The following is a 26,967-nucleotide window of genomic DNA, read 5'->3' as shown; positions in this document are numbered from 1 at the left end:
AATATTAGTAGAAAATAAACCTGAAAAGTATTATACTATTTTAAAAGTCTATACAGAATTCTAGGGGGATCTACATGTCGACAATAGAAAAAATACATACAGCTAAAGAAGCAATTGGTCAGGTTATCGTAGGGCAGGAAAATGTGGTTGAATTACTTTTTGTATCACTACTGGGTAAAGGTCACGTAATGCTTGAGAGTGTTCCGGGATCAGGTAAAACAAAATTGGCTAAAAGCTTTGCAAGAATAATAAATGGAGACTTCAGCAGAGTTCAGTTTACTCCAGATGTGCTGCCTTCTGACGTTACAGGAATTCAATTTCTAAATCCAAAAACAAATGAGTTTGAAATGCGTGTTGGACCGATTAAGACAAATATTCTGCTGGCTGATGAAATTAACCGTGCAACACCGCGGACACAGTCCAGTTTATTGGAAGTAATGGAGGAACAGCAAACAACGATTGATGGTATCACTGTTTCGATTCCGTCACCATTTTTAGTAATTGCCACACAAAATCCGATCGAATCCAACCACGGGACATTTCCATTGCCTGAAGCACAATTGGATCGTTTCTTAATGAAAATCACGATGGATTATCCTACGCTTGAGCAGGAAAAGGAAATTCTGAATGTGAATCGCACAAAAGATCCACTGGACGAGATAATATCCATATTAACAACTGAAGAGATTATAAAGCTGCAGAAAGAAGTTACAGAAGTAGAAGTTTCGGAAGTAGTTCAGGATTATTTACTAGCATTGGTTCGCGAAACACGGAATCACGCGGATATTGAGCTGGGAGTCAGTTCACGAGCAGCTCTTGCCTTAATGCGAGCAGGACAAGCTATGGCGTTTTTACGTGAGAGAAATTATGTGACACCACAGGATATTAAGGAATTAGTACGTTATGTATTTGAACATCGAATCGTTTTATCAATGGAAGGTTCCATTAGAAAAACAAAATCAGAAGTAATTAGTGAAGTTGTTCGTACTGTTGAAGTACCAGTCGAATTAGGAACACGCTGATCATGCACTGGCAAAAAAACACCTTTTCAACAGGGCGAGAATATGCCATGCTGCTGTTTTTTATCATTGTGATTTTTATTATTGCAATCGCAGTAAACCGTCCAGCAATATTTCTTGTTGCAGGGTTTATAAGTGTATTTATGCTTCTTAATAGACTATATGATAAACAGTTAGGCAAAAAGTTGTCGCTTGAAAACAACAAACGCTCCATTCGTATGTTTGAAGGGGAGGAATCTGAGTTTGATTTGGTACTTAAAAATGAGTCGATCTTACCTTTCATTAATGGATATATCGAATTTACCACGGACCAGAAAGTGAACAGTAAGCGATTTGTTATTTCAACCAGGAGGAGCTTAAATCATTATCATGTCCCACTGCTGTTAATGGGAAAAAGTGAAGCTCGAATCCCGATATCGTTTTTAGCTAAAAAGCGGGGAGTCGTCCGTTTGAAAAACATCCAGTTTTCCTTTCCGCACATAATGAAATTTGAGCAGGTTACGTTAAATTACAGTGTCTTGTACCAAACGGAATTATTAATTTATCCAAAACTTATTCCTGTCGCGGGTATGGAGGATTTCACTTACAATAGCTTTGGAAATCAGGTGACACAGGTTTCTCCGTTCGAAGATTTACTAAGTCCTGTTGGGACAAGGGATTACGTCCCTACAGATCCTTTTCACCGTATACATTGGAAAGCTTCTGCTAAGAATCAGGTAATGCAAACGAAGGTTTACGAACGTAATCGTAAAATTTCCTGGACAGTTGTTGTAAATATTACGGAGAGTAGTCCCTTAGGAAATATATATATGAGTTCTGAATTAGAAAACTATTTATCTTACGCTGCATACATTTGTCATACAATCACGAAAAAGGGGTATCCAATTGATTTATATCTGAACGCAACAGGCGTAGGGAGACAGCCTTTCTACCTGGAAAGCGGAAGTGGTACAGAGCATTTAAAGAAGGCTTTAGAATTATTAAGCAGAATTGAAAACGATTCTTCTATTATGTCAGTAACAAATTTACTGCACCGTGTCGATCACATGATGGACGATTCGAATATCGTTGTAATTGTTGGCGAAATATATCAGGAAAGTTTCCACTATACGAACAAATGGAACCAAAATGGAAAGCGTGTGTTTCAAGTGATAGATACATCCGAAGGTGCACGATTATCAGAAGTGAAGAATGAAAGGGTCGTAAACGATGAAGCCCAATAGAGCAATTATAAAATACTATCAGCTTATCGGCGAAGGTTTGTGCTTTTATTTTATATTTGTACCTGTAATGGCTTTATATGGTGGACCAATTCCTCTTTGGGGTTATCTTACAACGATGCTGCTTACCCTCCTCATACTGTCAGTTGGAATTCGATTGATTCAAAATTACAGCATCTATTTACTGAGTTTACTAATACTGACGCCTGTAGTGGTGTTAGCATTAGGCTTTTCGTGGGTAGCAAGTCTTATATTAATTGGATTTATAATCTGGCGGTTTATCATTCATGAAAGTGAGCCTGATTTACGAAATCAAATGCAGCTGATCGTCTACATGTGTTTTGGATTTATGATTGATGCAATATTTTTTTATCATGCAGATCAGATTGTTGTCGCAGTTCTAATGATGCTCGTGATGTTAGGCGGATATCAGATGAGTCATGCAGTTGTTGCAGGATCCATTGGTGCTAAAAAATCGTTTCCGCTTATAGTAGGATTTTCTGGAATTATTTTGTCTGGAAGTTTTTTGATATTCTTTGCGTATCAGGCTGTGCAATCTATAATTCCGTATGTATTGTTGGCAGTATCTAAAACAGTTGGCAGAGGTATATGGTGGGGGCTAGATTTAATTGGATTTACTGGCCTTGATATAGAAAAAATTCAAAATTTTGTTGAAGGTACTGCAGATGAAAAGAACATTCAACCAAAAATGAGAAAAATTGAAAACCCTTTCGTAACGGAAGAACAAATGAAAGCTGAATATAATCCACCCGACATTATTAATTGGTGGACAATTGGAATTGGTATTGGATTGTTACTTGTTATTATTTTCTTTCTTTCCCGTCGCAAACTACAAGACCAAGGAAAAGATACCAAAATGGAACATATCACTTCAGTTTCATCTGAAGGAAAGAATACAAAGAAGAATAAATCTGCTGGTATTTTTGGCAGTTCAATGAAGAAGCCGACAAACGAAATCAGGCTGAAGGTATTTAAATTTGAACGGTTAACAGCCAAAAAAGGACTTGGCAGGAAACAGTCAGAAACAATTGAAGAGTGGTTTAATCGTATTAATATCCAGAGCACCAGCTATTTAAATGTATACCAAAAAATCAGATATGGCGATAGTGACTTGTCAGAATACGAAATTAACCAGTTTCATCAGCAATTAGAGGAAATAAAATCGACATTAAATATTTAAAAGAGACAACCTCCATTAAGATGGGGGTTGTCTTTTTGACTTTTGACTTGGTGTTGGAAATCAAGCTGAGATCGATAAATTTTGACTCGAGATCTATAAGCCAAACGCCACCATCGATAAATACTAGGTAAAAAGAGCCGCATTTGTCCAAGTCTCGCTTACAGGTTTGCTTTCTTAACTACTCTACCTAAACGTCCAGTAGTAGTCTCGGCATGTTTTAATGAATTGATAACGGATTCTTCCGTTGTTTCTATTACAGCTTGAAACAGGAGGTTCATGACAGGGTGATCGTCGCGAATATACGCAAGTGATTCCAAGTGACTGTCAGAAGAGTGATCGTAAGAATCAGCCGTCGAAAATGCTATCGCAATATCACCACTGCCATTGTCAATGTTACTTCCCGTGCGGCCGAGTCCGGCAGCGCATCGTTTAGCTAGTCTATTAAGCTGACGATCATATAACGGTGCATCCGTAGCAATAATCATCATAATAGATCCATCCGGCAAGTCGGTCTCTACCTTTTTCAAATCAGCAAATAAAGCATCTGAAGGCTTGCCGAAATTACTAAGTACTAGACATCCCACTGTATATGTATGTTGATCAAGTTCCACGATTCTCGAGGCGGTTCCAATTCCTCCTTTTTGCCCAAAACACATCATTCCTTTTCCAGCACCAACGGCTCCTTGCTCCACCGGTTGTGTGCTTGCTTTGTCAATAGCTTGAACAGCGTGTTCAGGTTTAACGGCGGGAATTCGCATGGAATTTAAATAGCTATCATTGCATTCGCCGACAACGAGGTTAATCGAACTGGTGGAGTCACCAATTTCCTTGTTTTCTTTAAGCATGTAATCAAGTGTACCTTGCAGCACAGGGCCAACGCTGAAAGTATTTGTCAGCATGATCGGTGACTCAAGTAAACCTAGTTCTTCCAGCTGAATTAAACCGTTTGTTTTACCAAAACCATTTATTACAGAGCTTGCAGCACGTGTTTTTTTCGTGAAAAGATTACCTTCATGCGGAAGAATAGCAGTAACACCGGTGCAAATCGTGTCGGTTTCGTTTAATTTTTCGTACAGTGTTATATGACCTACCTTTATTCCTGAAACATCGGTTAGGCAATTTGATTTTCCTTTTGATAAAACCATGTGAAACAGCTCCTTATACATCTGATAGATAGATATATTTTCACATGAATAATGCCGATATTCAACTCTCTTCTATCCAAAATCGTTATTATCTATGATTCATAAAACTATTTCTTATGCGGACATATTACATCATATTGTCGAACAGGGCGGTCCATACTGAACCCTTTAGGCTAGAATATCAAGCGAAATATTTTTCGCAACATAAGATATTCGGAAGGGAGAAATAGAAAGGGAGTGAAAAATATGAATATGCCCTATCAAAATCAATTGTTTGAGGAATATGAATCTGAAAACGGTCAAAGATCACAGTGGAAAGGGTGTTGTAATCAGCACAAGAGACACTGTGTTAAGGACGTACTAGAGGCAATAGTAGAAGCGCAGAAAAAAGCCCAAAATGATAGTCACTGCAGATCTTCATGTAAGCAGTCTATAGAAGATTTACTTGGCGAAAGAAGAATAATGACGAAAAACACCATTCCATTCATGCTTTACTGCGGATGTGAACCGTTCAAAGGTACAGGAGTATTAACGTATTCCTGTCACAATGAAAAGAAATTTAAATGTATTAATACGTTCATTTTCAAAATCAAAGAGTTAAAGAATAATTGTGCCGTTCTGGAACTGCTAATCTTTAAATCTGATTTAAACCGTCCAAATGATGGTAGTAATGAATGTGGAAAACATGGGAGGGGCGCTTGCGGCCAACTGGATCATAAACGTGTTGATGATTTAATCAAAACAGGTATATGTATCAATGTAGACCTTTCGTGTTTTTGTGCTGTAACATGTCTGCCAGCAGTCCGGTTGTAATTTATAACAAGACCAATAAATGATTGATTAAAAGGTAAACCATATTTTTCGGTTCACCTTTTATACATACTACTATTTTCTATCCTCCAAATGCCTCAAGCATTTCCTCGATGTCATTCATGTCTAGTTCGTCTGCCACTAACTTTTTACTATCAGAAGTTACAGCAAGTTTGGAATCATTTTGTATAAGATAGCCACGCTGCATCATTTTTTTGATCTCTAATAACTCAATCATTAGTTCTTTCGATCCTGCACTTTGGACTACTTGGGGTTGAAGGTAATTGTTAAGTGCAGAAAACACAAGATGTATAAGCGTATTATTTTTGGAATGGTACGCAATTTGTTCTTGGGTTATTGGTGAAACAACATAGGATTCTCCTGTTTTGACATCGATGAATTTGTCAGGAATAGTTAGTATTGTTTCATTAAGATAATCCGTATATATCCTTGACATCTTCATCACCCTTTAGCCTTTTTTTAGAATTAATTCTTCGACATTATCTTGATCTTTCTTGAATTGATTCATCTTTGCTAAAATCATCAGTCCTAAAACGTTGAGTTTTGCCATATTTTCAGGAAAATATAAATCAATTGGACGTCCTCTTTCTTGCCATTTGATTGCCGCTTCTTGAATTTGACTTTGCGCGATGTCCGCTGCTCCTCCAACCGCTATATAGCGCGCAGCACCTTTTATTTCGCTTGAGCTGCTGCGTACCCGGTCAAAATGCTCCAAATACTTGATTGCCATTGACCTTAATTGCGGTATGATATATTTACTTATATCTTTTTTTACACCTGCAAAAGGTTCCACGTACCACTCTGATTGTCCTGCGACTAGCTTTTCTTCCAGTTCGGATCTCGAATTAAACTGATACAACTCATTCTTACTTACTTTTTGAATAATAATATCTAGGAATTGATTGATTCCAAACGACTCACCTTCAACAGATGCAACCGGTTTATTATTCTTAATTCCTACAAAATCCACCGAATCTCCACCTAAGTCTCCAATAACAATCCCTTTAAGCGAATCCTCGACTAGTGACTCATTCGTAATTAATAATGTATCCTGATCACGTGTCAAACTTAAATATGCACAAGCTCCCTCGGCTCCAATAATTACATCGTTAATATTTAGCTTAACGACCACTTCTTTTGGTTCTTTCACTTCAGGAACTTTGTGAAAAATTATCGTGTGTGCACCCATTAAATTACTTTTAAATGTATCTTTTTTATCCTTATATTGTGTGGTTGGAAGTGATACAGCCAATTGGTCAATCTCATAGTTTATTTCTGTTTCATAGGGATTGGTCACTAGTGCATGATAGGCTGCTATCGCAAAAAGTAAAATGTAAGTACGTGATTCATCCACTTTCTGGTTATTAAAAGAAGTGAAGCTTACATTTCTCTGTTTTGCAGCTGCCTTACCCACATAAAAAATCTCTCGCTTATCAATGACTGCGGGACTTTTGATTTCAACAATCAGGTTTTCCCAAAGTTCAACATCCCCATCATCATAAGGCTTTTCATAAAGTTCTTCATTAAACAGTGCAATTTCATTGGGCATTTGGTACTCAGCAATTTCACCATTTTCTGAAGTAAGTCCTTTATACCAGCTATTTCCTATATCAATGGCAAGAATATTATTAGCTTTCATCATATTCTCCTCCTTCTCTTAAATTCTATGCAGAAGCGAATTTTCTGTGCTAGTACCCAATTTTTATTATTGCCTACCATAAATTTAATAGCATGTATCAAAATCCGCATTCAAACTGATACAAGACCCCATGCTTAATAGACTTTGCTGCATAGAATAAGGTGAGGTTAATTATAAAGGAGGAAATAAAGTGAATAATAAAGAAAAATGTGTAAACCTTAACCAATCAGCTTCTGTTGATAGTTGTACGAATACGCCAACTGATACTCCAGTTACTCCGTTAGGAGAGCGACTTATTAGAGTCCCTGTAAACTTAGGAGACTTTATAATAAATAGTAGTTTAGTTGCTAATATTACTTTTCCGCATCCAGTTTTAGAAATTAAGGATATCAAAAAAAGAGTAGAGATTGTTCAATGTCGTCTTTTGACGCCTTCTGCTGCAGCTGCTTCGACTTTTGATGATGGACCATTCCCGTTATATATAAAAGGGTTTGTTCGTAAAAATATCCAATATGCATCCCCATCCCCTTGTGACAATGCGTCTGGATCATGTGTTTCATCAGAAATTAGATCATTAACAGCAAGAGTACCTTTTGAGTGTATGACAACCGTTACGCTTGATTCACCAGCTCTATTACCTGTACGAACTACTAGAAATGAATTTGATTTCTATCGTGCACAAGAACTAGGATCTGGTTTCCCAGAAAAGGATCAGTACCAATCAAGTGATATTTCGCAATTCCATCAACAAAGTACACAAGCATACAATGACCTGCCGTTTTGTGAACTTGTATCAAGCAGTATTCTTGAATGGGATGAAGCAACAGACCGACAATCTTTTGGAGATGGTCCAGAAGATGAAGGTTATTTCCATCATATTGTTGAGAAAATGAACTTGAACTTTACTGTAAGAGTACTTCAAACACAACAAGTACGCATTGATGCTCTGTAGGCAGTAGCTCAGCGTTATCACCACTAGCTGGTGATAATGCTTTTTTTTAATTGTTTAACGCAACTTTCGCAGACCGAAATAAGAAAAGCTTCCTGAAACACCCTAATAAGCCCACACTCCATTATTAAAGTAATTGACACAAAATCTCTATACTGCGAAGTTATTACCAAGAAATGGTCTAAGGGTGCCGTCCAGATCGCTGCGGGCGGATGCTTTCCGCGGGCACGGCTTCAGTCTCCTCGAGAAGAGCACTCTGCGGGGCCTTCAGACTCGTGCTGTTCCCGCAGGAGTCACCGCCCTCCGCTCACCAGGACTGGTAAAGCTTTTACGTCTATGTTACTTATGAAAACTATTGCATTCTGAAAGAGATATAGCGATCGAGGGTGGATCGGATCTTATATAACGTGACATCAATCTATAATCTAGAGATTGGAGCGGATGGCAGCCGCCCTAAGGTGCGCGACTGCCATCTGCGGAAATCTCGTTGCTGTCATATCGCAGCATTCTTAAGGTGGTAAGTTATGTCGCAGTTTACATCAACTACGACATAGTCAAGCAGGAATATTTCAATACATAAATTTTCATCATGCATTTTTATATGTGAAAGTTAAGCTGTTAAGAAACACAGCTAGTAATAAAGAAGATATTGGTCTAAAAAATAGTTATATATATGTTATATTCATTAACTAAAAAGAGGTTACATCCGTTGCTTCTCTTTAGGGGAAAAAAGACGTACCTTAGATTGCTACAAGCATACGATTATATGGGTAAACGTCCAAAAAACTTTAGATTTCCATGACACCAGCCCAAACATAGTCATCTGACATACATACGATAACCTATATTTTATTAGGAGGAATTTAAATGTCAGAGACAAATAAAAATTTTAATGAATGTAAAGTAACATCTAATATAAATGAATGCAGGAATCAGCCAGTTAGCCCACACACAAGCATTGGAAAAATAATTACAAAAGTACCTGTTGTTCTAGCAGAACTATCCTTGGAATTAAATTTAGATGCTACGATTACCTTTCCCGAACCAGTATTAGAAATAAAAGACATTAAGAAACGCGTGAATTTAACCCAATGCAGATTACTATTACCTACTCATAAATTATTTGTTAAAGGTTTTGTCCGGAAAAATATTCAATACGCTAGCCCAAGTAATGAAATTGAAAAAAGTTCAACGCATTCCGTTGCATCTGATTTGCATTCTTATACAATTGATATTCCGTTTGAATGTGTTACGGAGATCGAGGATTTCCTATCTATGCCCGTAATGCCTGAATTTAATAATCGGCAAGAATTTGATTTCACTGTATCAAAAGCCCTTCCATCAGGTTTTCCTGAGAAAGATAAATTACTGACCAGTGATCTTTCTCAATTTCACCAGGAGAGTAGCCAATATTATAATGAACTTCCATTCTGTGAATTAATTTCCAGTAAAATAATTGAGTGGGATGAAGCAGTTGATAGACTTCCACTACCTGAAAGTTCGCCTTTTGCAGAAGGGTATTTCACAATTGTCGAAGAAAAAATGGTACTGGATATTGTGCTAAAAGTTCTGCAAAATCAACAAATACGTGTTACATCAACAACAAATGATGATCATTGTGAACCGATTAAGCAGGATTGCAAACTGGAATGTGATCATGAATTTGATTTTGATTTAGATTAAGGGTGAGAAGGCAATTAAAAAGCAGGGAGGAGTTTAAAAAAGATGCTTGAAAATACAGCATTTTTTAAGGGGAATGAAACATAATAATTTTGAAAAAAGACAATCGTCCGTTTCTGATAGCGGTGAAATGAATGACCGGGAATCCAGAAAAACCAAGAAAGTATTTTATTCACCAAATATAAACAGTGAAACTAGTTCAAAGCCTGTAATTTTTCCTCCTCCGAAAGTACTGGATCAAGAGTTTAAAGAAAAAAGAGATATGGATTATTATTATAAAAAGTTAGATCCCAAGCCAAAAAAGACATCTAAACCAGTAAATAGAAAAAAACAAGGTTCTCCAAAGTCTCTGACCGAGTTCAATTTTAAGTTTAAAGAACGGTCTGCTACTCAAGATAAGTCTTCAATTAATTCGGAACAATTCTCTACCAGTCAGGAACCTGTGTTAGAAGATGAAATCGCTGCTAATGATGAACTGGATTCACCCAATAAGAAAGAAAGCGAAGCAGTAAATGAAATAATTTCTGTTGCAGATGACCAATCATCCGCAGGTAAAGGGCAAGAAAGTTCTCTTCTGGATGAGTTTAAAAATCTGTTGAATGAGGGTTCTTCTTTTCAGGATAAAGTGTCACCATCTGAAAAAGATGGTGACACTGAGGGGAATTCGGCTTCATTAAATGTTGAGGAATCAACTAAAGATAAACCTTTTGCTAAAACTGAATCAGAAATCGATGCTTCTAGTAAGCAAAAAGATTCCCTGGTAGAAGAATTTACATCTATGTTAGAAGAACCTTCATCTATAACAGATCAAGCCACTGATCAGGAAGAATTACCAAGTGAAGAAGCTTTACATGAAAGTGACGAAGCGAGTGAAGATAAAACAGAAAGTACGATTATCGAACATTGTACTAAGGTTGAAAAAAATAAATGGGTAAAGCTTCCTGTATTACTTGCTAAGGTTAATTTTGATATCGATATACTTCGTTCCTTTGATTTTACATGTTCTGTAGAAAATGTGACAAAAATTGATTGGTCTATTGAATCCTTAGTTATGCGTACATTGTTACCATCAAATCGTGTGTTTTTTAAAGGGGTACTCATAGCTGAAGTTGAATATGTAAACGAAAAAACGAAAATGCTGCACACAATAAAATTACCTATCCTTTGGGATAAAGTAGTAGATGTTAGTTGGATAACTTCTCCTGAGGAGGCAGTGAACGACCAAAAAGAGTATACGTTCCAATCGCATGGTCATGAGACCAGCACTCACTATGAATATTCACAAACCTTTGCCGACCATATTGAAGAAAATTTACGAAGCATCAACTTTATCTGGCATAATAATTCAGAAGTTCAAAGTGATTCACCAAAACTTCACATAGAAGGTAGAGCCAACGTTTCCATTGATTTGCTACAGCAACAATTTATTAACCTAAACTCCATCGGCCATATGGCTGACTTTAGAAATGATAAGTCCTAATTGTTGACTTATCATTTCTAAAATTGCACTGTTTGGCTTCTGGAATTTAAAAAAGCACTGTGAAGTACAGTGCTAATAGGATTGTTAAATAGTTACTTAACCTGCATCAGTTATTATTGCCTCGTAATTTTTTTGATTTTGTTGTAGATATCATTCGTATTTGTTTCTGGTACAACAGCATTAGCGGATTGTTTTTGAGTAAGTCGAACAGCAAGGACAATATCCATTTTTTCAGTAACCTTATTAAACCTTCCCCAGTTATCGAAGTTTTTGGTTATATCCCATTGGTTAACTGCTGATGCAAGTAGTTTGCAGTTAATTGGTTCATTATTAAACTCAAAGGTTAATGATCCGAACTGACAACGATCTGCACCCATTCCATCTTCAGCAAGCTGTCTTCTTTGAACAACATTGTCTTTTACACTAAATGGAAATCCAAGTGGTGCTTCTACATCGCTAGTTAACGTAATTCGATCATACGCCTGAAAAGGAATATCAATACTGAAGTCTTTTACTTCTCCAAAGCTACCTTCTACGTATTGAATATTCTTGTGCACAATACCCTCAACAAATAACTTTACAACATTATCTTCAAAGATATCAGGTTGTGCGTGACATTGTGTTAACGACACGTTTTTCTTGATGTGTTTAATTTCCCTTGCGTACGTAGGAAGATAAAAATCTGCTTCAGTAAGCGATTGAATGAATACATCACCAAGAATGACTGTTTCTTCTTCTCCACCACTAAATACAAAAAACTCACTTGGCATGCTTCTTGATTTTGCTTTATTAGTAGCAGGTAGTGAAGGGCATCCGTTATGACCATTCCCACATCTGGTATTTTTCTTCATTTAGTTCACTCCTTAATAAATTTGTCCGTCAAAAGTAACTTAATTCTTTAGTCTTGATAGAATAAAGACAAGTTTCTTTCGACCTCTCTATAATCTATGAATTAAAATTTAATTGGCGTGGACGTGTGTCTGTGGGGTTTAACACATTTAGTGCACGAAGAAAAAGTGCATTTCTTTTTCAAGAAGTAAAAGATAAATTCTTTAAATCAACCCCTTTTTCAGAGATCTGAAGTAACTTACTAGAGACTGCAGGGAGAAGTATATCCTATCGGATGTTCTCTGATATGGAAAAAAGACCGGGGAGCTCTGCCCGGTCCTTTTCCTTATTTATGGAAAGTAAATTATTTTAGAAACCGTCCTATTCGGAGGAGGTAACACAAAGTTGATAGATTACATTATTCTCCCACAACAGCCGCCTTTTTTTAAAGGTTTTCTTTTTATGGATGACGAATCTATAACAATTGGTTTATTTGTGGTCTGCACATAATTATAGTTAGTTTGTTTACTTTTCACTTTTTTTGCTTTCAAAATCATCAACTCCTTTTGCGTTATAGTATAATTTTACATTTAAAGATTGGACTATAATGATGGTTCTAACCAAAAAAGGCACTCTTGATGGTTAGCACCACATATGTTGTAACATTTGGTAATTGGATGCATGGTTTTATAAGAAACAATCACCATTTTCACAACCTCATCTGGGTGGTTGGTAATATCATAAAATGAAGGAACAGGTGCTGTAGTGGGATGTGTATGATAAATGGCGAGTACCTGTTCATCCAGGCTCTTAATTTCCCGAATGGTTTCCTCAATTATTCCTTTTCCTACAAAAAAACGTCTGTCTGACTTCAACTCGTTTTCTAATTTCCAAATGGATTGTACATTGCCATTATTGCCTGATAACAAGCCACACGTTTCAAAGGGTAAAGTAGTTCTTCCGTGTGCCAGCATTTGATCGTATATAGCTTGAGGAATATTCAACCGTTCACTACTCATGTTAATCTTTCCTGAAAATAGAAAAAAGTGAGGAGAATTCAGTTTTTCTGTTGGATTCATCGTGTTGGTGGTCATCATTGTTATTATTAGGATCTTCTGTATTTCCAGCTGGATTGTTATCCTTAGTTTCATTTGTTAAATATTGAAAGAATTTCTTGTAGGATGATTGTGCCCTTTCCGGTTCTTTTGGTTGTTCTGTTGCAGCTTCTGGGATAATTTCCACTTGATCAGCCTGGTTCTCCTCTACTGGGTGTTCGTCAGTGGGTATAGGTGGGTTTACTTCATCGGCAGTTAAGGAAGGTGTTTGTTCATTAGTGTTTTCAACTTTTTTTTTACTTTCTTTATTTGTTGATGTGATAATATTTTTATTCAGATCATAGTCAGCATGACGAAAAGACTTCTTTCCTTTACTCATTGGAACGTTAAGTTGGACGTCACCGGAAAAGTCAACTGGATGAGATCTTTGTTTACTTGAGTTTGATTTACTGGGATTAGGTCTATTTATCATGTTACTTTTTTTTTTGCTTGTGGCCTGCTCAATTTGCCCCGACGATTGAATCATGTTTTGTAATCGCCTGTATTCTGATTGTCTAGGAGGTGTTGGTTGTCTGACAGCGTCTTGAATTGGAATAGTAGGAAGGGATGGGTGTCCAGTAGTCTCATAATTAGTTGAAGTATTTGGCTGGATGTGTTCTTTCAAAAATAATATTTCTTCTTTTAGTTTATCGATTTCACTTTTTTCTTCTATTAAACTAGCATCCTGTTTGCTAATCACGTGGTTCATCTTTTCGTGCAATTCCGTAGAACGCATCTGCTCGACCATATCCATGATTTTATTAACATCTTGTTTTAGTTGACTTAACGAATTATTAACTGTTTTGATGCGAACGGATAGGTTTTGTTTTTCATGTTCATATTCCGTTATTTTTTCATGATGGTTCTCTTCCATAATCTTCATCTCTCCTTTTAATTTTGACAATTTTAAATTTAAATCATAAAACGCTCTTTTCATCTTAAGAATATCTTCTACTACTTCGTCTTTTTTTATTGTTTCCAATGTATGTTTGTAAACTTCAAGCGTCAGTTTCAATTCTTCGATATCATCAGCGTAATATAATTTATATCGACTCATCTCGAATCACCCTTTTACTGCACATTAATATACTATTGATGAAACACCAATACGTGACAAATGTGCAAAATTGAAAATCACGGAATACGCTACTTTTCCATATTTTAATCGTATGTACAGTTTACTAGCTTCACGCTAAAGAAAGTCATGTATTTGAATTCTGATTGAGAAGAATGGTGTCATGATTATTTATATTCGCCCAACCTGATAAATATCATGACAATTCCGCTATCTCATTATACGGCTTAGTGCATTCGTGCATAAGCTACAATTGTAAGAAAAAAATATTCGGAGGTGTTTGCGATTATGCAAGCAAAAAATTTAACTGGAGGTCAGGAACTCCTATGTATTAACACAGAGAAGGTGTATGATTGGATTCTTAACGAAGGGAATTTTGATCTTGCCTTGAATGATTTAGAGCTGCCAATTGGTCCTGATGGTACTCAATTAGAGTGTGAGGATATCGATATTGATACTGTAACTTGTGAAGTTACTCCTGCTGCAGTAGACCCAATTGTCATACTGGATCGGGTGGATCAGGAATTTGTTATTGACGGTGCACTAGTTACATTACAACTGGTTAATATTCGAAAGAACTTTGAAGTAACCATCTTTGTACAACTAATAGCAGCACTTGGAGGAGGAATTGTTGAAGTTGGCAGTGCAGAATTCACACGTTGTGAACAAGTAATTCTTTGTGCTCCATTAGGCACAGATATTGATGTAACTTACACAACTTTAGACTGTTTTGTATGTACAGCTACATGTGATACAACTACAACTGCAACACCTGATGAACTTGATGTGACTGTAAGTGTTCGTCTATGTCAAAGCATTCAATCAACATTTGATGTAACACTTGAGATTGTAGCAGACTTTTGTGAGCCAAGAGATATGCTTCCAATCCCTCCATGCCCAGCGCCAACTATTCCACCTCAATGCCCATTGGTCTTCCCTACTATGGATGCCGCACGTCACGAATAAGACCAAGACATCAATAAAGAGAGGAATTAATCCTCTCTTTATTTTTTTAAGTTCATTCAATATATACATATTTCTTAAAGGGCGAAGGGTGGAACATTTATGAAAAACAATAAAAGATGGTTGTATTTGCCTGTGGAAGTCAAAGTTAGAGAACTGGATGCAAAGCTGTTAGTAGCATATTATGCAATTGAAGAAGGCTATCAAGTCATTTTAGGTGAACACAGGATGGTTGAGTCAGCCTCAGCAGTTTACCCAAACGGAATCTTTTTTTCTAAAGGATATCCGAATAAATTCAGAAAAAGAATTATAACGAATGCTAAAAAAAACGGTCATGTAATAGTGGAATTAGATGAGGAAGGTTTAATCATGAATAATACCTCTGGATACTTATCTGACAGAATGAAATTCGAGATGCTTGATTTAGTAAACCAGGAATATTGCTGGGGGAAATTTCAACACAAAATTATTACCAGTAGTAATCCGCAGTATGAAGAAAAGTGCAGTATTGTCGGGAATCCCAGATTCGATCTATTAAAGTCAAAGTTCCAATCGCTGTATGATCAGGATGCTGAAAAATTAAGGAATGAATATGGTGCATTTATATTAATTAATACAAGATTTTCAATCTATAACTCAACACATAGTAAACATAAAGAAGATCCCCAATTCTTATATTTTAAACAATTATATGATAGCTTCGTGGAAATGATTAATGCTGCATGCAAAAAATTCCCCGATACCAACTTCGTCATCAGACCGCATCCCGGCGAAAACGCTGACTCCTACCGCACAGCTTTTTCTTCCTTTAATAATGTACATGTGATTCACGAGGGAAGTATTATTAAATGGATTTTGGCGTCGAGCGTAATCATACAAAATGGTTGTACATCCAGTATAGAGGCCTTTTTACTTGGAAAACCAATAATTTCCTTTCTTCCTGTTACCTCAAATGAACATGATTTAGCGCTGCCAAATAAATTAGGAGTTGAAGTTACTAAAATAGAAGAAGTTAACGCAACACTGGAAAATCTATTAAGTGAAAATAATTATGTCAGCAGTGATTATAAAACGCAAATCGCCGAGGGTGAAAAATGTTTGCATTACTATTGTAAATGGTCAGATCAAGTTTATTCCTACGAAACTATACTGCGTTTATTAAACAAAATCCAGATTCCGATGGATTCCGGAAAATTCATCCCACCTCAGAAGACATTTTACCTAAAAGAAAATAAAAAAGTGAAGCACTACTTTCCCTCATTATCCATAGAAGAAATACAAGTTTTCTTTAATAAGTTAGACGTGATAGAAGGTAAGCATAGTCAGATTATAATAACCAAGTTAGGTAGAAATCTATATAAATTCCACAAAAAATGATTCTGCGAAGTTGGCTGCTTACTTCAGTAACTTAACTTTCGCACATAGTTATTCATGAAGAACGCAATGAACAGCAGTACTGCAGCCAAGTTACGTGACATGGGTGTAAATATGTCTATTCCTAAAATATGCTGCTAGTTACTTTTCTCGTAGTAGATGGAAACTGCGAAATAACGTACCACTTTGGGAATGCTGCGATATGACAGCAACGAGATTTCCGCTGATGGCAGTCGCGCACCTTAGGGCGGCTGGTGAGCCTCCTCATGCTTTGCACTCCCGGGTCTCACCGATGCCTGTCCTCCCGCAGGAGTCGACTTCCATCCGCTCCAATCTCTAGACGGAATATGGATGTCGAGGATTTATTAACTGCACACCTGATAGCTCTTCTATTTCCATATGCATTGGTTTTAGTAAGAACATAAACATAAAACACTTAACCAGTCCTGCATCGTTCCGGGCGGTGACTCCTGCGGGAACAGCACGAGTCTGAAAGCCCCGCAGAAAAGAATTCTTAAGAGGAGTGCTAACTAAAACCGTCCTTTGCGGACAACGTCGGCATACCCCTTGTCGGGGCAAGGAGACTGAAGCCGTGCCCGCGGAAAGCATCCGCCCGCAGCGATCCTGAACGGCAGCAATGGAAATAAAACTAGAGGTACGTCGCAGTATAGAGATTTCACGTCAACTACAACAATGGATTGCGGGTTATTCAATTATTCAGGGAGCAATGCGAAAGTTGAGTGATTAACTTAATACTTCCCTCCAAAGCTAAGTTTTCCTCAACTTAGTTTTTTTATCGTAACCATTAAAGGCACAATGTCTTTTGTCTATATTTAAGAAAAAGACAATTCATAGGTTAGAGTCTTTAACCGTTGTATCTGATTGGAATATAAATAGTATCACTGGAACTGTATTAAAATTCCTTACAGTAAACGAATATTCAAAATATGAAGGTAGGAATAGATGTGTATTTTAAAGGAAAAAAATATTAGTTATCGGGGGTACTGGAACAATAGGCAAAAGTATCGTACAAACTATTATGGAAGAAAATCCACAGGTCATAAGGATTTTTGGGCGGGATGAATTTAAACAGCACCAACTTCAAAACGAATTAGGAAATAATGATAAAATACGCTCCATAATTGGCGATATCCGTGATTATGATAGTTTGTTCGCTGCAATGCAGGACATTGATTATGTATTTCATTTAGCTGCGATGAAGCACGTTGCTTTATGCGAGAACAACCCGTATGAAGCCGTAAAGACAAATGTTCAGGGCACGAATAATGTGATTCAAGCAGCGATTGCTCAACAAGTGAAAAAGGTAATATTCACAAGCTCAGATAAAGCTATATCTCCTACTAATACGTATGGTGCAACAAAACTTATTGCAGAAAGATTGATTTCTTCGGCTGAGTCTAACAAAGCTGAAGGACAGACAATATTCGTAAGCGTGCGTTTCGGTAATGTAATGGGATCAAGAGGTTCGGTGATGCCCCTTTTTGCAGAACAAATTATCAAGAATAAGAAAATCACAGTTACCGATAGCGATATGACAAGATTTATGATGACCCTAAAGCAGGCTACACAATTAACTATTAAAGCGCTAAAGGAAGCGAATGGCGGAGAGGTGTTTGTACTAAAAATGCCAGTAATAAACCTGGGAGACTTAGCAGCTGTTTTGATAGAAGAAACGTGTAAAAAACATAACATGAAAAGTGACGAAATTGAGATAGAGGTAATGGGACTAAGACCAGGAGAAAAGATGTATGAAGAATTGATGACTCATGACGAATCAAGAGTCGCCTATGAATTACCGGAAATGTATATCATACCCAGAAGTTCAACACGGGACGTCGGATATACGAATGCAATAAAAGCTACACCAGGAACGTATAGCTCGATGAGTCAAGAACCACTGGGCGTTAGTAAGTTGCGAATATTACTCAAGGAAGCGGATTTAATTTAAAAATAGTGAAAAGTTAGGAGCATACTATGAACACTTTCTTAAAAAATTATTGGTCGTTATACCTTGATTTTCTTAATGATTTCAAAGAATTGAGTTATAGCGGGTATTCCATTCCCTATTTATTTGGTCATTTCTACAGTTTAGTCAAGGGTAATGAAGTGCTTTGGAATAGCTTATCTGATGAAAAATTTGGTGACCAATTAACTAGTCGTGTGAAAGATCGAAAAGAAATCCAAGCGGCATTTCAACTATTTATTCAGTCCCATCAAAAAAAGCCATTGGTTACTAGTAACGTCGGGAAGATAGTAATACATGCTGATAAACTACTTCGATTTCCAAGAAATATCTTAAGCGATTTTGACGCTTCTAAAACAATGATAATCAGTGCTGGTATAAACACTCTCAGAGACAAGAAAACAACATTAATCAGTAATAAGAAGCGAAAAAAAGTCAGAGCACTAACAACTATACAAATCGTAACAAAGAAGAATGTTAAACAGAAAGCTGAAAATACGAAAAGACACAATTCGATACCAGTCATAAGTTTAAATGATTACACAAGTAATACAGAAAAATCAGTTAAGCAGTTACAAAATAAAGCTCGAGCGATTTTTAAATCTCACAAAAACCACCCGCTGTATACAAATACAAATTTTCAAAATATTTTTTTAGATAATATATCTGAAATAATAAAGCGAATTGAACAGTGTAAAAGCTTTCTCAATCGTGTTCCCGTCTCTTGTATCGTTGTATCAACTACTCATAGTTACATTAGCCGTATCATCTCTATAGTTGCTTCAGAAAGGGGGATTCCTACAATTTGTATGCAACATGGTATTATATCAGCAGAATTTGGTTATTTACCGAAAATTGCAACAATTGATGCTGTATATGGCAATTTCGAGGTTGATTGGTATAAAAAGTTAGGAGCATCTATGGATTCTCTTGAAGTAATTGGCCATCCAAGATTCGATCAAGCATTTCATCGACCTAAGATAAATCGTTCCAAATTTGAACGTCATCTAGGTTTAGATAGAAATAAGAAGACCTTAATGGTAGTTATACGTAATAACCAGGATGTGAATAGATGGCGAACTTTAATTAAAACTATTTCAGAAAAAGTGAATGTTAATATATTGATTAAAAATTACCCAAGTAAACTTCCTCATTCCCTAACCAATGAATTTCCGTTTGCATACTCTACAAAGAATTATGATCTGTACGATATTATTCCAAACGTTGATTGCGTCGTTGCGTATTCATCTACAGTCGGCTTAGAAGTTATGCTTGCTGGAAAACCCTTGTTCATTTTAAATGAAACGTTCCCAGGTTATACGGGGTATTATGATGGTTTAGAAGGAATGGTTCATGCTGATCCACATAAATTGGGGAAATTGATAATTAAGTATTTTATAAATCCAAAATGGAAAAATTATGCTGAAACGAAAAGAATTAAGTTTCTTTCTCATGCTTATCCCGATTTCAGTATGTCTGGTGAACGCTTGAAGAAATTAATTAATAGGCTGACTAGCTAGTTAATAAGTTAATTCTAAAGAGTAATAAACTATAAAAGGAGCACAAAAAATGGGTGACGAAAAGAAAAAGACCTTAAAGGAAATACATGATTACTGGAAACTTCAAAACCACCACGAAACGTATATAAATAAAGTGGAAAGAAGTGAGTTTTTAACTGAATACGTGAAAAAGTATATCTCTCAAAAAGAGAACATACTGGAGATCGGATGTAATGTAGGAAGAAATTTAAATTACTTGTATGAAAATAACTTTAAACAATTAACAGGAATTGAGATAAGTGAACAAGCAATTGTTGAACTTAACAAAACGTACCCTTTATTAAAAGATAATATTACAATCATTCACTCTTCCATCGAAAATACAATTAAAAAGCTTCCTTCCAAGCATTTTGACCTCGTTTTTACAATGGCTGTTTTAGAACATATTCATCCAGACAGTGAATGGATTTTTGAAGAGATGACGAGAATCACTGGTTCCTATTTAATAATTGTTGAATCTGAAAAATTTGAGCACTGGCGATTATTTCCACGAAACTATAAAGAAGTATTTGAGAAATATGGATTAAAACAAGTAGAGGAGAACCACTGCAAAGAAATAGGATTGAAGTCTTATACAATTAGAGTTTTTAAAAAGTGATGGATAGGAGGATATTATGAACAGCTACGTTAAAAATTATTGGTCTTTATACCTTGACTTTCTTCATGATTTTGAAGAGCTGACTTATAGTGGCTTTTCCTTATCCTATCTATGTCACTTTCCCAGCTTAATAAGAAGTAATAAAGAGCTATGGAATAATTTATCTGACAAAAATTTTACACATCAATTAAAGAATCAAGTGAATGATCAGAAGGAAATTCAAGTGGCATTTAATACGTTTATTCAAGAACACACAAATAAATCATTAATCAAAAATAAACATGGAAAGGTAGTATTAAATGTTGATACAATACTTCGTTTTCCAAGTAAAACGTTAAACAATTATTTTAAGCCATCTAAAACGATGATACTAATGGCAGGCAGTAAAAACAAACAAAAAAACGTCAATAAATCAACTAGTTCTGAGCGTATTAAAAAAACCAGAATAATTACCACTTCAAACACTATTAAAGTTAAAAAAAAGACTCCTGTTATAAATGAAACGGCAAATCAGATACCTGTAAACTATCTAAGTAATTATGCAACTGACACAGGAAATGCTGTAAAGCAAGTGCAAAATAGAGCACGTGCAATTTTCAACGCTTATAGCAAACATCATCTTTATAACGACCAGAAATTTCAAACCGCTTTTTTAACGAAACTATCCGAGATTATCAACCGTATCGATCAGTCAAACAGATTTCTGAATGATGTACCAGTGTCCTGTATCGTTCTATCTTCAACGCATAGTTTTATATGCCGGATATTGGCTCTGACAGCAGCGGAGAGGGGGATACCAACTATTTGTATGCAGCATGGAATTATTGCAAGTGAGTTTGGCTATATACCGAAAATCGCAACTATCGATGCAGTGTACGGTAATTTTGAGGTGGACTGGTATAAAAAAATAGGTGTTCCCGAAGATGCGCTTGAAATAATCGGTCATCCGAGATTCGATCAGGCATTTAAGCGTTCAAAAATAAGCAGAGCAGAATTTGACAAGAACTTAGGACTGGATCCAGCGAAGAAAACGTTAATGATTGCTGTCAGAGGAGACCGAGGTATTGGCAGGTGGCGAATGTTAATCGATACGATTTCAGAAAAGCTAGACGTAAATATAGTTATCAAAGATTTTCCAAGCAATAATCCTCATTTATTAACGGAGGAGTACCCATTCGTTCATTCTACAGGAGAATATGGTCTTTATGATATTATTCGGAACGTTGATCTAGTCGTATCGTATCCGTCCACTGTTGGATTAGAAGCAATGCTTGCAGAGAAAAACGTGTTTATTTTGCACAAAGAGTTTCCGAGTTACACAGGATATTATAATGAGCTTGGAGAAATGGTTCAAACTGATCCACGAAAGCTTGCAGAATTAATTAGTAGCTATTTTAATGATTCAGCTTGGAATAGTTCTGCCAAGGCGATGAGAAACAAATTTATTCACTTTGCTTATCCTTATTCAGGTGTATCTTGTGAGCGGCTTAACAAACTAATTAATAGGCTGACAAGCTAATTTGTTTTTAATAACTTGTCTGCATGAATATATCGTCAACAAATCAAATAGAATGTTTAGGAGGTAAATGAAACTGAGGAGAGGGTGAAGTTATTGAAGGCTCTTGTCACTGGTGGCGCAGGATTCATTGGAAGGTGGGTAGTGGATCGCTTATTAAAAGATGGTCATCTTGTTTGGGTATTAGATGACCTTTCTAATGGAAGAGAAGAAAACCTCGAGGGTTTGATTCACCATGATAAATTTATGGGGTTTATTAACGGAGATATAAAAGATATCCGTGTACTTAATCATTTGTTTATAAATAAATTTGATATTTGTTATCACCTGGCAGCAAGCATAAATGTACAGGACAGCATTGATCGTCCTCGAATCACTTATGAAAATGATGTAAGTGGCACATTCAATATTTTGGAACGGTGCAAAAAAAACAAAATAAAAATTGTATTTATGAGTACATGTATGGTTTATGAAAGGGCGATCGGGGAGGATGGAATTACGGAAGCCAATGCGACCAAACCCGCATCGCCGTATGCTGGTGCAAAGCTCGCTGCTGAGAACATGGTATTGTCTTATTATCATGCATACAATCTTCCAGCGACTGTTATCCGTCCTTTTAATACATACGGACCTTACCAGAAGACAGGTGGTGAAGGTGGCGTTGTAGCTATTTTTCTAAAGAATAAACTGGCTGGTAAACCGTTACAGATTTACGGTGATGGAACGCAAACTCGTGACCTCCTTTACGTAGAAGATTGCGCTCGATTTGTAGTTGAGACCGGATACTCTAACGATGTGAATGGAGAAATAATTAATGCCGGACTTGGTAAAGACGTAAGTATTAATGATTTGGCAAAGCAAATATCAGGAGATGAAGATTCCATTACTCATGTTACACATATCCATCCTCAAAGTGAAATACCAAAGTTATTATGTGATTACAGTAAAGCCAAAAAATTATTAGGGTGGGAACCGGAATACAGTTTAGAGCAAGGAATTAAAAAAACCGAAGAATGGGTGAAGTCTACTAATCTAATATAAAAGAAAGGAATAGACAATGACTAAAAAGGATACCCTGGCACTTTACGGTGGTAAACCTGTTAGAGATTCATATTTGCCATATGGTAAGCAATGGATTGACGACGAGGATATTCAAGCTGTTGTGGAGGTATTGAAAAGTGATTATATTACAACAGGCCCGGTAGTTCCTGCATTCGAAAAAGCTGTATCAGAATTTGTAGGAGCAAAATACGCTGTTGCATTTTCAAGTGGTACTGCAGCGCTGCATGCTACTTGTCATGTAGCTGGAATTAAAGAAAATGATGAAGTTATTACCAGTCCCCTGACCTTCGCCGCGAGTTCCAATTGCATCTTGTATATGGGGGGGTCCCCTGTATTCGCTGACATAGATCCTAGTACTTACAATATATCTCCAGCATCCATCAAATCGCTTATCAATGAAAACACAAAAGCTATTATCGCGGTTGATTTTACAGGTCAGCCAGCTGAGTACGATGAAATTTTATCATTTTCCAAGAAGCGAGGAATCATTGTCATTGCTGATGCTGCACATGCACTCGGAGCTTCGTATAAAGGGAGACTGGTCGGCTCTATCGCTGATATGACAATGTTCAGTTTCCACCCAGTTAAACATATTACGACTGGTGAGGGCGGAATGATTACGACAAATGATGAAGCTTATTATGAAATGTTGATGGAATACCGGACTCATGGGATAACTCGCGATACTATGAAATTCAAAACCAAAGATGTTCATGCGTCATGGTACTACGAAATGCATCAGCTTGGATTTAACTATCGGATGACTGATATTCAGGCGGCCTTGGGGTTAAGTCAAATGAAAAAACTGAAAATGTTTCTTGAAAAGCGAAGAGAGTATGTAAATAAATACAACCGTGCATTTGAGGGAATGAGTCAAATAACTAGACCATTTCAACAGGAAGGAAGTACCTCCAGCTGGCATCTGTATCTTATCAGGCTGAACTTCGCCAAATTAAATACAAATCGTGACGAATTATTTAAAGCGCTTCAAGAAGAAAATATCGGAGTGAATGTTCATTACATTCCAGTGCATTTCCACCCGTATTACCAACAATTAGGCTATAAGAAAAGTATATGTCCACAGGCAGAGAAAATTTACCAGGAAATTATTACACTCCCATTGTTTCCGAAGATGTCTGATCAGGACGTTGACGATGTTATAGCTGGTGTGAAAAAGGTAATTTCCTATTATTCTAATTAACTAGATCAATTCTTACTAAGGAGTACGTTTTTTATGTCTATCCCAAAGGGAGAAGATGCCCTATATAGCCAATCTCGCATAGTGGAAGTCAATGTAAGCAAGTGTTGTGATTGGCAGGGTTATTCGTATACGGATTATGGCTGGCATTACTTATGTGCAACGATTAAGGAATTTATTAACAACCCAAATATTAACTACAAAGAATCTATACTGAGCAAGTATTATCAATCTTTTCATCCTAAGTCTATCCAAAATTGCTTGTTTTATGGAGATGATGAGTATCTTCAACCAATTTGTAATGGATGGCCACCATTGCCATGGGAAAATACTTTTAATTTGAGAATGGGTAGTAATCAACATTTCGGGCCCAATTCAGATACCTTTGTAAAGGAGGAGTTCTTTAAAACAATTAACATTTATAAGAATTTAGCTTCAGAAGGTTATTTACCTGATGAGAACCAGGATGGTTATATCCGAGGTCATTTCTTGAAAAACCATTATGATTACCGATTTAAACTTAATGGAGGACAACACCGAATGGCTGCTTTAAGTGTTTTAGGCTATAAAACTCTACAAGTTAAACTTCAACCTGACAAGAAAAGAGTTATAGACATAATAACTGTCCAGACATGGCCACAAATTCTTAATGGTAAATACAATAAGGAAACGGCAGTTAAAGTATTTAATTCTTATTTTATTAACAACGGAAGGGAAAAAGCAGAAAGGTTAAACTTGATAAATTGAAATTTTGTAAACAAATAATGGAGGAAAGTTTATGTATCAGGATATTTGGGTGAAAGGAAAGGTTATACAAAAGGGCAGGAGAGAATGTGATAACAGATACAACAAAATTAAGGAGTATCTAACTAAATACCATTTTAATGAACCGTTCACTGTCCTCGACATTGGCGCAAACTTTGGTTATTTTTCATTCAGAATTGCAGAAGATTTCGACGCGAGCGTAACCATGATTGAGTCAAATAGTGAAATAAATGAAATTGTAAAACAAAATGATAATGATAAAGTAAAGCTAATTAATCAGCATGTAAGCGTAAAAGATTTAAAGCGGATTATGCAAGGAGAGAATTTCGACGTAATCCTGGCGCTTAGTATCTTGCATCACTTTGAAAATTATGAAGAGATAATCGATACAATGTTAAATGCTTCAAAATTATCATTTATTGAGGCTTCCGCTATGGAAGAGGCCAAAGGAGGATGTAATAGTCATCTTGTAAATGGCATAATGAATAATTTGCAGGCAAGAAATCCAGAGATCTTAACTCATACAAATAATATAAGAAACCTTGGTATGAGACCTCTTATGGTATTTAATAACAGTAAAAAAATATAAATGAGAAGTAAAAATTATTTCAGCTACTGTAAATATAGGTTTTGCCCGGTTATCTCTTAGTTGAAATTAGGGGGCAAAAACATGAAATACTTGATGTTATCTACGTATCCTTCGACAGGTTCAAGAAATTCTGGAGATGACTTACTTGGAAAAAGCTTAATAAAACTACTAAAAGCGATTAAGGGTAAAGATGTTGAGGTAGATTGCGCATACATTGCAAGTGAAAACTCAACAGAAAAGTTAAAGCTTGATTACAGTGCAATACTAGCCCCAGCTTTAAGACCTACCGCATTAGGTATTCCAGTTGCACCGAAATACCGCAACGTATATCTGAAATTTGCTCTTGATCATCATATACCCTTTTATGCGATAGGATCCGGATGGAGTCAATACCCAGGCACTCTCACACAGTCAAAGACTCTGGAGTTGGATCCTACTGAAAAGGACTACTTCACAAGGCTTTTTAACCAAAATAATGACAGGAACAGAATTTCATGCAGAGATATTTATACGGAAAATGTTTTAAGAGGTAATGGTATTTCTTGTGTTGGAACCACAGGAGACTTGGGGTTATTTGATACAGACTTAATAGAAACGCCATTTAAGCACCCTGGAAAAATTAATACTATTGCTATCTCAATGCCACACAATGCTTTTCATTATTCGAAATCATATGAGATAGCGCTGAAACTGAAAAAAATATATTCCTGCAATGTTAAATTGGTGTTTCATGGATATTTTGGCCAATTAGATCACGCAATACCAAAAAGTTGGGAAGATGACCCAATTGAAATCATTGATTTAGCCGGTGGTGCGGAAAATTTAACGTATTATGATGATATTGACCTGCATGTTGGATACAGACTTCATGCTCATATCTGGTTCTTAAGAAATCGCAAGCCAAGCCTATTGATTGCTGAAGATGGCAGAGCAACTGGCCATCTCGCTACAGTTAATGGACTGGGGTATTCTGCTGCACCGGACTTTGCCATTGGAATGGCGGAAATTTTACCGAGGACTGCTAATGAAAGAAGGAAAGATTTCAGGAATATACCTCCTTCTGACGATGTATTTGCCATGATAGATCACGAGATAAATTCTCAATTTGAGAGAACAATAAGTTCACTGAAAATTATTGATCACCTATGGGAGAAGAGGATGAAACCATTTTTAAGCGGCATTCCCGAATAGAAATACA

24 protein-coding genes are annotated in these 26,967 nt (G+C 36.4%); 18 read left to right on the top strand and 6 right to left on the bottom strand.

All coding sequences use genetic code 11. The annotated features are described in order from the left end of the window. Window positions 1-74: 74 nt before the first annotated feature. Genes VBD025_RS00510 through VBD025_RS00500 form a run of 3 tightly spaced genes read left to right on the top strand, consistent with a single transcriptional unit; the run spans window position 75 to window position 3,440 of the window. Window positions 75-1,022: an AAA family ATPase gene (locus VBD025_RS00510; RefSeq protein WP_430788270.1), complete on the top strand. Its 948-nt coding sequence runs from the start codon at window positions 75-77 to the stop codon at window positions 1,020-1,022. 2 nt (window positions 1,023-1,024) lie between these two features. Beyond that, complete coding sequence (locus VBD025_RS00505) at window positions 1,025-2,242, top strand: DUF58 domain-containing protein (RefSeq protein ID WP_430788268.1); 1,218 nt, start codon at window positions 1,025-1,027, stop codon at window positions 2,240-2,242. Beyond that, window positions 2,229-3,440, top strand: coding sequence for a hypothetical protein (locus tag VBD025_RS00500; protein ID WP_430788266.1), 1,212 nt, complete (start codon window positions 2,229-2,231; stop codon window positions 3,438-3,440). The genes VBD025_RS00505 and VBD025_RS00500 overlap by 14 nt, the downstream gene beginning before the upstream one ends. A gap of 158 nt (window positions 3,441-3,598) precedes the next feature. Here VBD025_RS00500 and VBD025_RS00495 read toward each other — a convergent pair whose 3' ends face one another. Next, window positions 3,599-4,585, bottom strand: coding sequence for a P1 family peptidase (locus tag VBD025_RS00495; protein ID WP_430788264.1), 987 nt, complete (start codon window positions 4,583-4,585; stop codon window positions 3,599-3,601). A 246-nt stretch (window positions 4,586-4,831) separates the two neighbouring features. Between VBD025_RS00495 and VBD025_RS00490 the strand changes: the two genes are divergently transcribed. Next, window positions 4,832-5,398: a CotY/CotZ family spore coat protein gene (locus VBD025_RS00490; protein ID WP_430788262.1), complete on the top strand. Its 567-nt coding sequence runs from the start codon at window positions 4,832-4,834 to the stop codon at window positions 5,396-5,398. Between the two features lie 79 nt (window positions 5,399-5,477). Here the strand turns inward: VBD025_RS00490 and VBD025_RS00485 are convergent, their stop codons facing one another. Together VBD025_RS00485 and VBD025_RS00480 are read right to left on the bottom strand one after the other, a co-directional pair. Beyond that, window positions 5,478-5,852: a hypothetical protein gene (locus VBD025_RS00485; RefSeq protein WP_430788260.1), complete on the bottom strand. Its 375-nt coding sequence runs from the start codon at window positions 5,850-5,852 to the stop codon at window positions 5,478-5,480. A gap of 12 nt (window positions 5,853-5,864) precedes the next feature. Further along, the gene (locus VBD025_RS00480; protein WP_430791204.1) at window positions 5,865-7,055 is read right to left on the bottom strand and encodes a ParM/StbA family protein; all 1,191 of its coding nucleotides are present in this window, start codon (window positions 7,053-7,055) and stop codon (window positions 5,865-5,867) included. 190 nt (window positions 7,056-7,245) lie between these two features. Here VBD025_RS00480 and VBD025_RS00475 point away from each other — a divergent pair, with 190 nt between their 5' ends. The 3 genes from VBD025_RS00475 (at window position 7,246) to VBD025_RS00465 (ending at window position 11,164) form a co-directional block, all read left to right on the top strand. Next, window positions 7,246-8,007, top strand: a complete 762-nt coding sequence (locus VBD025_RS00475; RefSeq protein ID WP_430788258.1) for a CsxC family protein — start codon at window positions 7,246-7,248, stop codon at window positions 8,005-8,007. A gap of 864 nt (window positions 8,008-8,871) precedes the next feature. Next, a complete protein-coding gene (locus VBD025_RS00470) occupies window positions 8,872-9,687 on the top strand; it encodes a CsxC family protein (RefSeq protein ID WP_430788256.1) in 816 nt (271 codons plus the stop codon). A 73-nt stretch (window positions 9,688-9,760) separates the two neighbouring features. After that, window positions 9,761-11,164 carry a hypothetical protein gene (locus tag VBD025_RS00465; RefSeq protein ID WP_430788254.1) on the top strand — a complete coding sequence of 468 codons (1,404 nt, stop codon included), beginning with the start codon at window positions 9,761-9,763 and terminating at the stop codon, window positions 11,162-11,164. Between the two features lie 113 nt (window positions 11,165-11,277). Here the strand turns inward: VBD025_RS00465 and VBD025_RS00460 are convergent, their stop codons facing one another. The 3 genes from VBD025_RS00460 to VBD025_RS00450 all read right to left on the bottom strand — a co-directional run bounded on the left by VBD025_RS00460 (window position 11,278) and on the right by VBD025_RS00450 (window position 14,143). Continuing rightward, window positions 11,278-12,015, bottom strand: a complete 738-nt coding sequence (locus tag VBD025_RS00460) for a CsxC family protein (protein ID WP_430788252.1) — start codon at window positions 12,013-12,015, stop codon at window positions 11,278-11,280. A gap of 579 nt (window positions 12,016-12,594) precedes the next feature. After that, entirely contained in the window at window positions 12,595-13,011 is a 417-nt protein-coding gene (locus VBD025_RS00455; protein WP_430788250.1) for a Mov34/MPN/PAD-1 family protein, read from the bottom strand. 1 nt (window position 13,012) lies between these two features. Beyond that, window positions 13,013-14,143 carry a hypothetical protein gene (locus VBD025_RS00450; protein ID WP_430788248.1) on the bottom strand — a complete coding sequence of 377 codons (1,131 nt, stop codon included), beginning with the start codon at window positions 14,141-14,143 and terminating at the stop codon, window positions 13,013-13,015. 306 nt (window positions 14,144-14,449) lie between these two features. On the opposite strand from VBD025_RS00450, the gene VBD025_RS00445 reads away from it, so the two are divergent. The 11 genes from VBD025_RS00445 to VBD025_RS00395 all read left to right on the top strand — a co-directional run bounded on the left by VBD025_RS00445 (window position 14,450) and on the right by VBD025_RS00395 (window position 26,960). Beyond that, complete coding sequence (locus VBD025_RS00445) at window positions 14,450-15,127, top strand: hypothetical protein (RefSeq protein WP_430788246.1); 678 nt, start codon at window positions 14,450-14,452, stop codon at window positions 15,125-15,127. A 99-nt stretch (window positions 15,128-15,226) separates the two neighbouring features. Next, a complete protein-coding gene (locus VBD025_RS00440; protein WP_430788244.1) occupies window positions 15,227-16,501 on the top strand; it encodes a surface carbohydrate biosynthesis protein in 1,275 nt (424 codons plus the stop codon). Between the two features lie 1,036 nt (window positions 16,502-17,537). Then, the gene (locus tag VBD025_RS00435) at window positions 17,538-18,467 is read left to right on the top strand and encodes a polysaccharide biosynthesis protein (protein WP_430788242.1); all 930 of its coding nucleotides are present in this window, start codon (window positions 17,538-17,540) and stop codon (window positions 18,465-18,467) included. Window positions 18,468-18,625: 158 nt separating this feature from the next. Beyond that, the gene (locus VBD025_RS00430) at window positions 18,626-20,002 is read left to right on the top strand and encodes a hypothetical protein (protein WP_430788240.1); all 1,377 of its coding nucleotides are present in this window, start codon (window positions 18,626-18,628) and stop codon (window positions 20,000-20,002) included. 49 nt (window positions 20,003-20,051) lie between these two features. Beyond that, window positions 20,052-20,639 carry a class I SAM-dependent methyltransferase gene (locus tag VBD025_RS00425; protein ID WP_430788238.1) on the top strand — a complete coding sequence of 196 codons (588 nt, stop codon included), beginning with the start codon at window positions 20,052-20,054 and terminating at the stop codon, window positions 20,637-20,639. Window positions 20,640-20,655: 16 nt separating this feature from the next. Then, entirely contained in the window at window positions 20,656-22,158 is a 1,503-nt protein-coding gene (locus VBD025_RS00420) for a hypothetical protein (RefSeq protein WP_430788236.1), read from the top strand. A 93-nt stretch (window positions 22,159-22,251) separates the two neighbouring features. Next, a complete protein-coding gene (locus VBD025_RS00415) occupies window positions 22,252-23,196 on the top strand; it encodes a dTDP-glucose 4,6-dehydratase (RefSeq protein ID WP_430791202.1) in 945 nt (314 codons plus the stop codon). 16 nt (window positions 23,197-23,212) lie between these two features. After that, window positions 23,213-24,418, top strand: a complete 1,206-nt coding sequence (gene pseC, locus VBD025_RS00410; RefSeq protein WP_430788234.1) for a UDP-4-amino-4,6-dideoxy-N-acetyl-beta-L-altrosamine transaminase — start codon at window positions 23,213-23,215, stop codon at window positions 24,416-24,418. A 33-nt stretch (window positions 24,419-24,451) separates the two neighbouring features. Further along, a complete protein-coding gene (locus tag VBD025_RS00405) occupies window positions 24,452-25,162 on the top strand; it encodes a hypothetical protein (RefSeq protein WP_430788232.1) in 711 nt (236 codons plus the stop codon). 31 nt (window positions 25,163-25,193) lie between these two features. After that, entirely contained in the window at window positions 25,194-25,769 is a 576-nt protein-coding gene (locus VBD025_RS00400) for a class I SAM-dependent methyltransferase (RefSeq protein WP_430788230.1), read from the top strand. Between the two features lie 81 nt (window positions 25,770-25,850). Further along, window positions 25,851-26,960, top strand: coding sequence for a polysaccharide pyruvyl transferase family protein (locus VBD025_RS00395; RefSeq protein ID WP_430788228.1), 1,110 nt, complete (start codon window positions 25,851-25,853; stop codon window positions 26,958-26,960). The last annotated feature ends 7 nt before the right edge of the window (window positions 26,961-26,967 follow it).

Source organism: Virgibacillus flavescens (assembly GCF_050574275.1).
GTDB classification, from domain to species: domain Bacteria; phylum Bacillota; class Bacilli; order Bacillales; family Amphibacillaceae; genus Virgibacillus_F; species Virgibacillus_F flavescens.
Note: the sequence above shows the minus strand (reverse complement) of the source record. Positions and strands in the feature narration are given on the sequence as shown.

Coding starts and splice junctions, on each gene's coding strand:
- VBD025_RS00510 (WP_430788270.1), top strand. CDS start 75: ATGTCGACAATAGAAAAAATACATACAGCTAAAGAAGCAATTGGTCAG.
- VBD025_RS00505 (WP_430788268.1), top strand. CDS start 1,025: ATGCACTGGCAAAAAAACACCTTTTCAACAGGGCGAGAATATGCCATG.
- VBD025_RS00500 (WP_430788266.1), top strand. CDS start 2,229: ATGAAGCCCAATAGAGCAATTATAAAATACTATCAGCTTATCGGCGAA.
- VBD025_RS00495 (WP_430788264.1), bottom strand. CDS start 4,585: ATGGTTTTATCAAAAGGAAAATCAAATTGCCTAACCGATGTTTCAGGA.
- VBD025_RS00490 (WP_430788262.1), top strand. CDS start 4,832: ATGAATATGCCCTATCAAAATCAATTGTTTGAGGAATATGAATCTGAA.
- VBD025_RS00485 (WP_430788260.1), bottom strand. CDS start 5,852: ATGTCAAGGATATATACGGATTATCTTAATGAAACAATACTAACTATT.
- VBD025_RS00480 (WP_430791204.1), bottom strand. CDS start 7,055: ATGAAAGCTAATAATATTCTTGCCATTGATATAGGAAATAGCTGGTAT.
- VBD025_RS00470 (WP_430788256.1), top strand. CDS start 8,872: ATGTCAGAGACAAATAAAAATTTTAATGAATGTAAAGTAACATCTAAT.
- VBD025_RS00465 (WP_430788254.1), top strand. CDS start 9,761: ATGAAACATAATAATTTTGAAAAAAGACAATCGTCCGTTTCTGATAGC.
- VBD025_RS00460 (WP_430788252.1), bottom strand. CDS start 12,015: ATGAAGAAAAATACCAGATGTGGGAATGGTCATAACGGATGCCCTTCA.
- VBD025_RS00455 (WP_430788250.1), bottom strand. CDS start 13,011: ATGAGTAGTGAACGGTTGAATATTCCTCAAGCTATATACGATCAAATG.
- VBD025_RS00450 (WP_430788248.1), bottom strand. CDS start 14,143: ATGAGTCGATATAAATTATATTACGCTGATGATATCGAAGAATTGAAA.
- VBD025_RS00445 (WP_430788246.1), top strand. CDS start 14,450: ATGCAAGCAAAAAATTTAACTGGAGGTCAGGAACTCCTATGTATTAAC.
- VBD025_RS00440 (WP_430788244.1), top strand. CDS start 15,227: ATGAAAAACAATAAAAGATGGTTGTATTTGCCTGTGGAAGTCAAAGTT.
- VBD025_RS00435 (WP_430788242.1), top strand. CDS start 17,538: ATGGAAGAAAATCCACAGGTCATAAGGATTTTTGGGCGGGATGAATTT.
- VBD025_RS00425 (WP_430788238.1), top strand. CDS start 20,052: ATGGGTGACGAAAAGAAAAAGACCTTAAAGGAAATACATGATTACTGG.
- VBD025_RS00420 (WP_430788236.1), top strand. CDS start 20,656: ATGAACAGCTACGTTAAAAATTATTGGTCTTTATACCTTGACTTTCTT.
- pseC (WP_430788234.1), top strand. CDS start 23,213: ATGACTAAAAAGGATACCCTGGCACTTTACGGTGGTAAACCTGTTAGA.
- VBD025_RS00405 (WP_430788232.1), top strand. CDS start 24,452: ATGTCTATCCCAAAGGGAGAAGATGCCCTATATAGCCAATCTCGCATA.
- VBD025_RS00400 (WP_430788230.1), top strand. CDS start 25,194: ATGTATCAGGATATTTGGGTGAAAGGAAAGGTTATACAAAAGGGCAGG.
- VBD025_RS00395 (WP_430788228.1), top strand. CDS start 25,851: ATGAAATACTTGATGTTATCTACGTATCCTTCGACAGGTTCAAGAAAT.